Below are 8,175 nucleotides of genomic sequence, written 5' to 3'. Positions count from 1 at the left end.
CATCTCAGGACCCTCTCGTGAACGTCGTGACGGCCCCGTCGGGCAGCCGCCGGCCCGGGACGAAGCTGGCGCTGAGGTCGGCGACCAGCGCGGGCTCGCCCGCCGTGCGCATCGACCACGACCGCCGGACCGTGACGCTCTCACCCGGCCTCGCCGTCGATCTCGGCGGGTTCGTGAAGGGCTGGAGCGTGCAGCGGGCCGCGCGGATCGGGCGCGTGCCGTACGGGATGATCGACGCGGGCGGCGACCTCGTCGCCTGGCGGCCGGAGGAGCGCCCGCCCTGGCGGATCGGGGTCGAGCACCCGCTGCGGGAGCGGCCGATCGGCGTGCTGGAACCGGCGGGCGGCACCGTGGCGGTGGCCACGAGCAGCGTCGTACGGCGGAGCTGGCAGGACCGGGCGGGCACCACGCTGCACCACATCATCGACCCCCGCACCGGCGCGCCCGCCGCCTCCGACTGCCTCCAGGCCACCGTCGTGGGCACGGACCTGGCGGCGGCCGAGGTGCAGGCCAAATGCCTGCTCCTGCTCGGCACCGAGGAAGGGCCGCAGTGGCTGGCCGGGCAGGACCCCGACGCCGGCTGGATCACCGTCGACCGGGACGGCCGGGTGCGCTCGTCGGTGACGCTGACATGAGACGGGTCGCGCTCGCGGTCGCGCTCTCGCTGCTGCCGCTGCTCCCGCTCGCCTGGCAGGCCTCCGACCTCGGCGACGTGGCCAACCTGGCCGGGCTGGCCGGCGCGATCGTGATGTGGTGGCAGGTGCTGCTCGGCGTCCGGCAGCTCTCCCACCGGCTGGGCGACGACCGGCTGGCGTCGGTGTCGCTGCACCGGTGGCTCGGCGGGTGCGGGGCGTTCCTCGTGCTGATCCATCCGCTGCTGGAGACCGTCGTCGACCGGCAGGGCTGGGCCTACGTGCTCGTGCCCGACTTCACCTGGGCCGAGTCGGCGTACGCCTCGCTGGGGCGGCTGGCCTTCCTGATGTTCCTCGCGCTCTGGCTGACCAGCACCCTGGCGCGCTACCTGGTCACACACCGGATCTGGCGGTACACGCACTACCTGTCGTATCCGCTGCTCGCGCTGGTGTTCGTGCACTCGTGGGGGCTGGGCGGTCACCTCGCCGGGCACCCGTGGCTGCTGGCGTACTGGCTGGGGCTGGCCGTGGTGTTCGCCGGGGTGGTGCTCTGGCGGCTGTCGGTGTCGGCCTGGGCGCTGCCGTACCGGCTGGTGGGGGTGGAGCGGCTGTCGCCGACGGTCCGCGCGTACACGGTCGAGCCGCTGGGACGCGCGATCAGGCCCCGGCCGGGGCAGTTCTGCTACCTGCGCACCTCGCTGCGGAGCCGGGCCCATCCCTTCAGCGTCGTGGCCGGGGGGAACCGGCTCACCTTCGCCGTCAAGGACGCCGGCCGCTTCACCGAACGGCTGCGCCGCCTCGCGCCCGGCGCGCTGGTCCACCTCGACGGGCCGTACGGCGCCTTCACCCGCGAGGCCCAGCACGGGCCCCGCCGGCCGGCGGTGCTGATCGCGGGCGGCATCGGCGTGACGCCCTTCGTGGAGCTGGTACGCCGCAACGACGACCTGCCCCTGTCGCTCGTGCACGTGGTGACCTCGCCGAAGGAGGCGGTCTTCGGCGAGGAACTGCGCGACCGGCTGGGCGACGGCTACCGGGAGGTGGTGCGTCCAGCCCGTCCCGACATCCGGGTCACGCCGCGCGCCCGCTACTTCATCTGCGGCAGCCCGCGCTTCGTCGAGACGACGACCGCCGGCCTGCGGGCGTGCGGGGCCCGCAGGGACCAGTTGTACACCGAGCGGTTCGACTGCTGATCGGCCGGCACATGCTCGACATCGGACAGGATCGTGTGCTGCAGCCGCCTGGCCTCGGCCGACGGCTCCAGCCCGAGTTCCTCGTCGAGGATCCGGCGCAGGTCGTGGTAGGCCAGCAGCGCCTCCCCGCGCCGTCCGCACCGGCACAGGCACTCGATGAGGCGCAGGTGGTACCACTCGTTGAGCGGGCTGCGCGCGATCAGCGTGCGCAGCTCCGCCACCAGCTCCCGATGGTGGCCGAGCCGCAGGTCCGCCTCCAGCCGCAGTTCGACGGCGCGGTTGCGGATCTCCTCCAGGTAGGTGAGATGCCGGGCCACGACCGGGCCGGGCGTGACGTTGGCCAGGGCCCGCCCCCGCCACAGGCCCAGCCCGTCACGCAGCCGCCGCGCGGCCTTCTCCGCCGCGCCGGACGTCATGAGCTGGCGGCCCTCGGCGACCAGGTCGCCGAACACCTCCGCGTCGAGCTGGCCGGGCTCCACCCGCAGCAGGTAGCCGGTCGGCTCGGTGACGAGCATGCCCGCCACCGCCCGGGTGGCCGGATGGGCGGCCAGCGCCGAGCGCAGGTTGTAGACGTGGGTGCGGATCGCGCCCACCCCGCCGCCGCGTCCCTCCCACAGCTCCTCGGCGAAGGTCTCCACGTCGACGACCTCGTTGGCGCGCAGCAGCAGCAGGGCCAGCACCTGACGAGCCTTGCGACCTTTGGGCAGGGACGACTCGGCGTCCGTGCGCACTTCCAGTGGACCGAGAACATTGAATCTGATCATCAAGTGCTCTATTCCGTCATGTGCGTACTCTCGGCGGAGAGCCGTCCTTGTCGGGATGTTAGATCGATGAACGGGGCACATCCGGACATCTGGCGGCAGAGGCTGTCCCAAAGCGGAAGGGCTATGTGTCCTTGGAGGTATCGGGCGGACCGTTAGATTCGGTCGCAGTCGCCTTTAGCTGGAGTCGGCCGCGGCCACCCCCGACCTACGGTAGCGCGGTGGACACCGAGAAGATCCCCTTGCCCGTTCTGGTCGTGGGCGCCGGCCCCACCGGACTGGCCCTCGCGACCGAGCTCCGCAGGCAGGGCATCACCTGCCGGATCATCGACCGTTCCCTCGACCGGCCCGCGCACCAGGCACGCGCGGTGGCGTTGTGGCCGGGGGCGCTGGACGTCCTGGCCCGGCACGGCACCGCCGCCGACGTGATCGACGCCGGCCTGCGGATGGGCGCCGCCCGCTACTGGTCCGGTTCCAGGAACGTGGCGACCGTGCGCCTCGGCGACTGGCGCAACGGCGGCCCGACCATGCTGGGGATCACCCAGCCCGCCGTCGAGGCCATCATGACCGACAAGCTGCGTCAGCATGGCGTGAGCGTGGAGTGGCGCACCGAACTCGTCGGGCTCACCCAGCACGACGACCGCGTGGACGTGCGGCTCGACGGGCCCGGCGGGCCGGAGGAGCTCAGCGCCGCCTGGGTGGTCGGCTGCGACGGCTCGCACAGCAGTGTGCGCGAGCTGTCCGGGATCCCGTTCGCGGGCAGCACCTACACCCAGAGCTTCATCCTCGGCGACGGCACGGTCTCCGGCGCGGTACCGCGCGGCGAGGCGCACTACCACCTGCACCCCGACGGCGTGCTCGTGCTGGTGTCGCTGCCGGGCGGCGAACTGCGCGTGTTCGCCGACGCCTCCACGGTCGGCTCGCCCGACACCGCGCCCACCGCCGGGGAGCTGCAGCGGATCGCCGACGAGCGCGCCCCCTACCCGGTCAAGATCGAGGACCTGCGCTGGAGCACCCGCTTCCTCGTGCACATGCGCCAGGCCGCCGCCTACCGCGCCGGCCGCTGCCTGCTGGCCGGCGACGCCGCCCACGTGCACAGCCCGGCGGGCGGCCAGGGCCTCAACACCGGCATCCAGGACGCCGCCAACCTCGGCTGGAAGCTCGCCCTGATCCTCAACGGGCACGGCGACGCCGGACGGCTGCTGGACAGCTACCAGGCCGAGCGCTCACCGGTGGCGGCGCGGGTGCTGCGCGCCGCCCACCAGCAGACCCGGCTGTGGACCGTGCGCTCGCCGATCACCCGCTTCCTGCGTGACGCGCTGCTCGGCGGGCTCGGCGCGAGCGGGGCGCTGGAGCGCCGGTTCATCCCCAACCTCACCCAGGACGACCTCGACTACCGCAAGAGCCCGCTGGTCGGGCCGCGCGGCGGCCGGCGCGCGATCGGCGGACGCGGGCTGCCCGACGTCGACGTGACCCCGCTGCGCGGCGGTGTCCCGGTGCGGCTCGGCAGCCTCCTGGCCGACCCGCGGCACACCCTGCTGATCATGCCGGGCGCGGACCCGGTCAAGCCGCTGGCCGCCCTGGAGCCGCTGGCCGACCGGGTCGTGCCGCGCGTGCTGGTGGCCAGGGGCAGCGGGTACGGCGAGCCGTACCGGGTGCCCGGCGGCTTCGCGGCCCAGGGGCCGCTGCGCGGCGCGAAGCTCGTCCTGGTCCGCCCGGACGGCTACGTCGCCGACGCGAGCACCGGCGAGGACGTCGCCCCGCTGGTCGCCCCCCTGACGGCGCGAGGGGAGGCCCCCCGTGTGCGCGCCTGAGACGATCATGGCCGCGCTGGAGGGCGAGCAGCCCTCCTGCGGCAGGCGGCAGGCGCTGCGCGGCGCGGTGGCCGGGCTGCTCGGCGCCGGAGCGCTGGCCGCGCTGCCGCAGCGCGCGGCGGCGGCCACCGGCGGGACCCGCGCCTCCAGGGTGGTGGACCTCACCCACCCGCTCAGCCCCGACTTCCCGGTGTTCGAGATGTACGTCCGCAAACCCGCCCGCCGCCAGGTCATGTTCGAGGACGTGATCGGCTTCAACACCGCCGAGTGGACGTTCAACGAGCACACCGGCACGCACATGGACGTGCCCGCGCACTCCAGGAAGGGCCTGCCCACGGTCGACCTGGTGCGGCCCGAGGACCTCGTCGCGCCGCTGTGCGTCGTGCGCATCGGCGAGCGCGCCGCCCGCGACAACATCACCGAGCTGACCGTGAAGGACCTGCGCGAGTGGGAGCGCAGGAACGGCCCCCTGCCGGAGCGGGCCTTCGTCGCCCTCGACAGCGGCTGGTACAAGCGGGTCGGCGACGCCGCGGCCTACCTGCAGTTCGACCCGCTCGCCCAGGTGATGCGCTTTCCCGGGGTGAGCCCGGAGGCCGCCGACTTCCTGATCCACCAGCGTTCCATCGTCGGCTTCGGCGTGGACACCAGCAGCCTGGACGTCGGCACCCGCCGCGAGCCCCTCGTCCACCGGATGCTGCTGACCACCGGCAGGTACGGCATCGAGAACCTGGCCGCGCTGGACGCCGTGCCCGAGCGCGGCGCGCAGCTCGTCGTGGGCGCGGCCAAGCTGCGCGGCGGCTTCGGCGCGCCGGTCCGGGCGCTCGCGCTGCTGTAGCCGACAGCGTCCCCGGCGGTCAGGACCCGACCAGGACGGTCAGCGGGATGACCTCCTCGCCCGCCCCGCCGCGCACGCGGACCGAGACCTCCCACACGCCGCCCATCGGGAACAGGCCCCCGGCCGCCTCCGCCGCGCGGAAGCGGCCGGGGGCCAGCCGCCGTGCCCGCTCCTCCGGGGTGCTGTGCCCCATCTGCGGCATCGTGGCCGACACCACCACCTCCTGCGCGCCGCCCCGGTCCACGACGACGTCGGCCGTGCCGTTGTCGTCGATCGTCAGGGTGACGGCGTAGCGCGCGCCCGCGCCGTGCGCGGTCACCGTCCCCGGCCGCGCCAGGCAGCCGACGACCACGGCCATGGCCGCCGCGGCCAGGCAGGCCGCGGCCAGCAGGCGTCTGGTCATGTGCCGCTCTCCGTCCCGACCGTGACGGTGAAGGGCACGGTCTCGATCGTGGAGTCGTGGGCGTACTGGGCCCAGGCGAGGTAGCCGCCCGGCGCGGGGAAGCTGAAGGTGAAGGACAGCCCCGACGCGCGGCCGGGTGTGGCGTGCACGTGCCCGAGGAAGCCGCCCGCGCGGTCGCGCACGATCAGGTGGCCGGGCATGCCGAGCCACGGCCGGAGCCGGCCCCGCGTGGGGATCTCGACGGTCGTGGGCCGTCCCGCCACGGGCCGCGCCGGGACGGTCACCGGCTGCGGGGCCACGGGCCGCGCCGGCGGCGGGCCTGCGGGTTCGCCGGTGACCTCGAACGTCCCGGACACGAGCTGGCCGCCGGAGTCGGTCCGCTCCAGCTCGGCGGAGGCCAGGTAGCGGCCCGGCCGGTCGGCGGCCAGCCGCACCGCCAGCCGCCCGGGGGCGAGCCGGACGGGGTGGAGGTGGCGGAAGTAGCCGCCGTCCGCGCTGGTCACCACCAGGTGGGCCAGGGCCTCGTGGTGCAGGACGAGATCGTCCACCGGACGGCCCGTCGAGCCGTCCACCAGGTCGATCAGCAGGGTGAACTCCGTGCCCGCCGCCGGCCGGGCCGGTTGCGCGCGGACGGTGGCCAGCACGTACGGCCTGCCGCCCACGGCCCCGTCCCTGGCGGTGGGGGCGGAACCGTCCGGCACCGGGGCGGGGAGCTGCGGCGACATCACCGCCACGGTGAGCGCCACCACCCCGACGACGCCGCCGGTGCGGACGGCCACGGCGGAGACCGGCCGCGAGCCGCCGCCCGTCAGCAGCCCCGCCACCACCAGGATCCCGGCCACGTAGAAGCCGCCGTGGATGAGCAGTTCCCACGGCGACGTCGCCGGCACCAGCACGCGGACCGGCAGGACGGAACGTTCGGCGGGCGTGCGCACCTCCAGCTCGTGCGGCCCCGCCTGGAAGACCTGGACGCTCGCCCGGTACGGGCCCGGCCGCCCCGCCGCCAGCCGCACCCGCGCGTGCGAGACCCGCCCGCTCTCGGCGGAGCGCATGGCCAGCTCGACCGGCAGGTCGGGGACCGGGTTGAACGCCTCGATCTCCACCACGGCGGGCGAGGGCGTCCTGCTCACCCCCCGCACGGTGATGGTCAGCTCGGCGCCGGCGATCGTCTGGGCGATCCGCAGATCCGCGCCCGGGGCGACCACGTGCGCGCCGGCCGGCACCGGCCACAGCGCGAGCAGGACGAGCACCGGCAGGAGGAGAAGACGCATCAGGGCAGGTAGCGCTTGAGGAAGGCGCGTTCGGGAACGGTGAAGCGCCGGGGCCTGGCGGTGTGCGGGTCGAAGGCCATGATCGTCGAACGGGCCTCGGCGAAGACGCCCTCGTCCGAGCAGATCTCCGCGGCCAGCTCGCAGCTCACCCGGTTGACCTTGGTCACCCACGACTCGATCCGGACCATGCCGTGCCGGAAGCGCAGCGGCCGGCGGTAGTCCACCTCGTGCCGGACGATGGCGATCCCCACCGCGGGCAGCCCGCTGCGGTCCTCCGGCGGCGCGCCCGCGTAGTCGAGGAACAGGGCGATCCTTGCGTCCTCGAGGTATTCGAGGAAGCGCACGTTGTTGACGTGGCCGTGGGCGTCGATGTCGGAGAAGCGGACCTGGCGGTGGTAGACGTGCCGTCTGGGGCCCTGCCGGACCTCGACGGGCCGGACCTCGACGGGCCGGACCTCTGCGGGCCGGGCGGGGGCGGTGAGCTGGGTGACGGCCTCGGTCATCAGACTTTTGATCGCGTGGGTGTCCATGCTGCTCCCGGTCGTTGAAGGGATGGTCGTCGGGTGGTCATGGAGCGGAAGGAGATCAGGACGAGCATCGCGACGGCCAGCGCGCCGAGCCCGGCCAGGAGCGCCGTGCCCATGCCGGTCCGCGCGAAGCCGGTGCTTGCCCACAGGGCCGATCCCAGGGCCGGGCCGAGGAGGTAACCCAGGCCGCGGGCGAACTGGAGGTGCCGGGCCGCCCGGTCGGGCGCGGCGCCGGTCATGATCAAGGAGTGGGCGGGGCCGCCGTACAGGCCCATGCCGGCGCCGGCCACGGCCAGGCGGAGCGCCACCTCGGGGGCGGACCACGCGGCGGACAGCGGCAGCAGGAGCGTCAGCCCGGCGGCGGCCAGGGCGACGCCGGCCAGCGTGACGGCGCGCGCCCCGGCCCGGCGGGCCAGACGGGAGCCCGCCGCCGCGCCGGCGACCAGCGCGAGGGGCAGGGCCAGCACGGTCAGGCCCACCAGCGGCAGCGCGGCCTGCTGGACCTGGCCCTGAAACAGGAAGAACGGGCACAGGACGACGACGAGGGCGTCCAGCGTGGCCAGCAGCGCGACGGCGAGCACGGCGGGCACGCGGGCCACCGGTGCGGCGGCCGGCAGTGCGGGCACCTCATCGGGGATCCGCGCGGCCAGGGCGAGCAGGCAGAGCCCGACCGGCAGGAGCAGCAGGACGCGCCAGCCGAGCGGGCTGACCAGCCCGCCGCCCGCCGCCGCCCCGGTGAACC

Annotated in this window: 9 protein-coding genes; 4 read left to right on the top strand and 5 right to left on the bottom strand. The window is 74.8% G+C overall.

From position 1 onward, the window contains the following. The coding region (locus tag FAF44_RS50520) for an FAD:protein FMN transferase (protein ID WP_237110640.1) at nucleotides 1-635 on the top strand (635 nt) is incomplete at its 5' end. After that, on the top strand, nucleotides 632-1,822 hold the full coding sequence (locus FAF44_RS50515; protein WP_237110639.1) for a ferric reductase-like transmembrane domain-containing protein: 1,191 nt from the start codon (nucleotides 632-634) through the stop codon (nucleotides 1,820-1,822). The genes FAF44_RS50520 and FAF44_RS50515, both read left to right, overlap by 4 nt. On the opposite strand, the gene FAF44_RS50510 is transcribed toward FAF44_RS50515, so the two are convergent. Then, the gene (locus FAF44_RS50510) at nucleotides 1,717-2,586 is read right to left on the bottom strand and encodes an AfsR/SARP family transcriptional regulator (RefSeq protein WP_237110638.1); all 870 of its coding nucleotides are present in this window, start codon (nucleotides 2,584-2,586) and stop codon (nucleotides 1,717-1,719) included. The two genes, FAF44_RS50515 and FAF44_RS50510, sit on opposite strands and share 106 nt — an antisense overlap. Before the next feature lie 218 nt (nucleotides 2,587-2,804). On the opposite strand from FAF44_RS50510, the gene FAF44_RS50505 reads away from it, so the two are divergent. Continuing rightward, nucleotides 2,805-4,397, top strand: coding sequence for an FAD-dependent monooxygenase (locus FAF44_RS50505; protein ID WP_237110637.1), 1,593 nt, complete (start codon nucleotides 2,805-2,807; stop codon nucleotides 4,395-4,397). After that, nucleotides 4,384-5,232, top strand: coding sequence for a cyclase family protein (locus tag FAF44_RS50500; protein ID WP_237110636.1), 849 nt, complete (start codon nucleotides 4,384-4,386; stop codon nucleotides 5,230-5,232). Before FAF44_RS50505 ends, FAF44_RS50500 begins: the two co-directional genes overlap by 14 nt. Nucleotides 5,233-5,251: 19 nt before the next feature. Here FAF44_RS50500 and FAF44_RS50495 read toward each other — a convergent pair whose 3' ends face one another. From FAF44_RS50495 to FAF44_RS50480, 4 genes are all read right to left on the bottom strand, one after another. Then, nucleotides 5,252-5,635 carry a hypothetical protein gene (locus FAF44_RS50495; RefSeq protein ID WP_237110635.1) on the bottom strand — a complete coding sequence of 128 codons (384 nt, stop codon included), beginning with the start codon at nucleotides 5,633-5,635 and terminating at the stop codon, nucleotides 5,252-5,254. Next, nucleotides 5,632-6,906 carry a hypothetical protein gene (locus FAF44_RS50490; RefSeq protein WP_237110634.1) on the bottom strand — a complete coding sequence of 425 codons (1,275 nt, stop codon included), beginning with the start codon at nucleotides 6,904-6,906 and terminating at the stop codon, nucleotides 5,632-5,634. Before FAF44_RS50490 ends, FAF44_RS50495 begins: the two co-directional genes overlap by 4 nt. Next, nucleotides 6,906-7,409 carry a thioesterase family protein gene (locus FAF44_RS50485; protein WP_237110633.1) on the bottom strand — a complete coding sequence of 168 codons (504 nt, stop codon included), beginning with the start codon at nucleotides 7,407-7,409 and terminating at the stop codon, nucleotides 6,906-6,908. The genes FAF44_RS50490 and FAF44_RS50485 overlap by 1 nt, the downstream gene beginning before the upstream one ends. Further along, nucleotides 7,409-8,175 (bottom strand): MFS transporter (locus FAF44_RS50480; protein ID WP_368857799.1); only part of this gene is annotated, 767 nt, incomplete at its 5' end. The genes FAF44_RS50485 and FAF44_RS50480, both read right to left, overlap by 1 nt.

The organism is Nonomuraea sp. MG754425, from assembly GCF_021699195.1.
Classification (GTDB): Bacteria; Actinomycetota; Actinomycetes; order Streptosporangiales; family Streptosporangiaceae; genus Nonomuraea.
Note: the sequence above shows the minus strand (reverse complement) of the source record. Positions and strands in the feature narration are given on the sequence as shown.

What these genes read in the sequence shown, in the direction of transcription:
- FAF44_RS50485 (WP_237110633.1), bottom strand. Translation starts at nt 7,409, where the DNA reads ATGACCGAGGCCGTCACCCAGCTCACCGCCCCCGCCCGGCCCGCAGAG.
- FAF44_RS50490 (WP_237110634.1), bottom strand. Translation starts at nt 6,906, where the DNA reads ATGCGTCTTCTCCTCCTGCCGGTGCTCGTCCTGCTCGCGCTGTGGCCG.
- FAF44_RS50515 (WP_237110639.1), top strand. Translation starts at nt 632, where the DNA reads ATGAGACGGGTCGCGCTCGCGGTCGCGCTCTCGCTGCTGCCGCTGCTC.
- FAF44_RS50510 (WP_237110638.1), bottom strand. Translation starts at nt 2,586, where the DNA reads ATGATCAGATTCAATGTTCTCGGTCCACTGGAAGTGCGCACGGACGCC.
- FAF44_RS50495 (WP_237110635.1), bottom strand. Translation starts at nt 5,635, where the DNA reads ATGACCAGACGCCTGCTGGCCGCGGCCTGCCTGGCCGCGGCGGCCATG.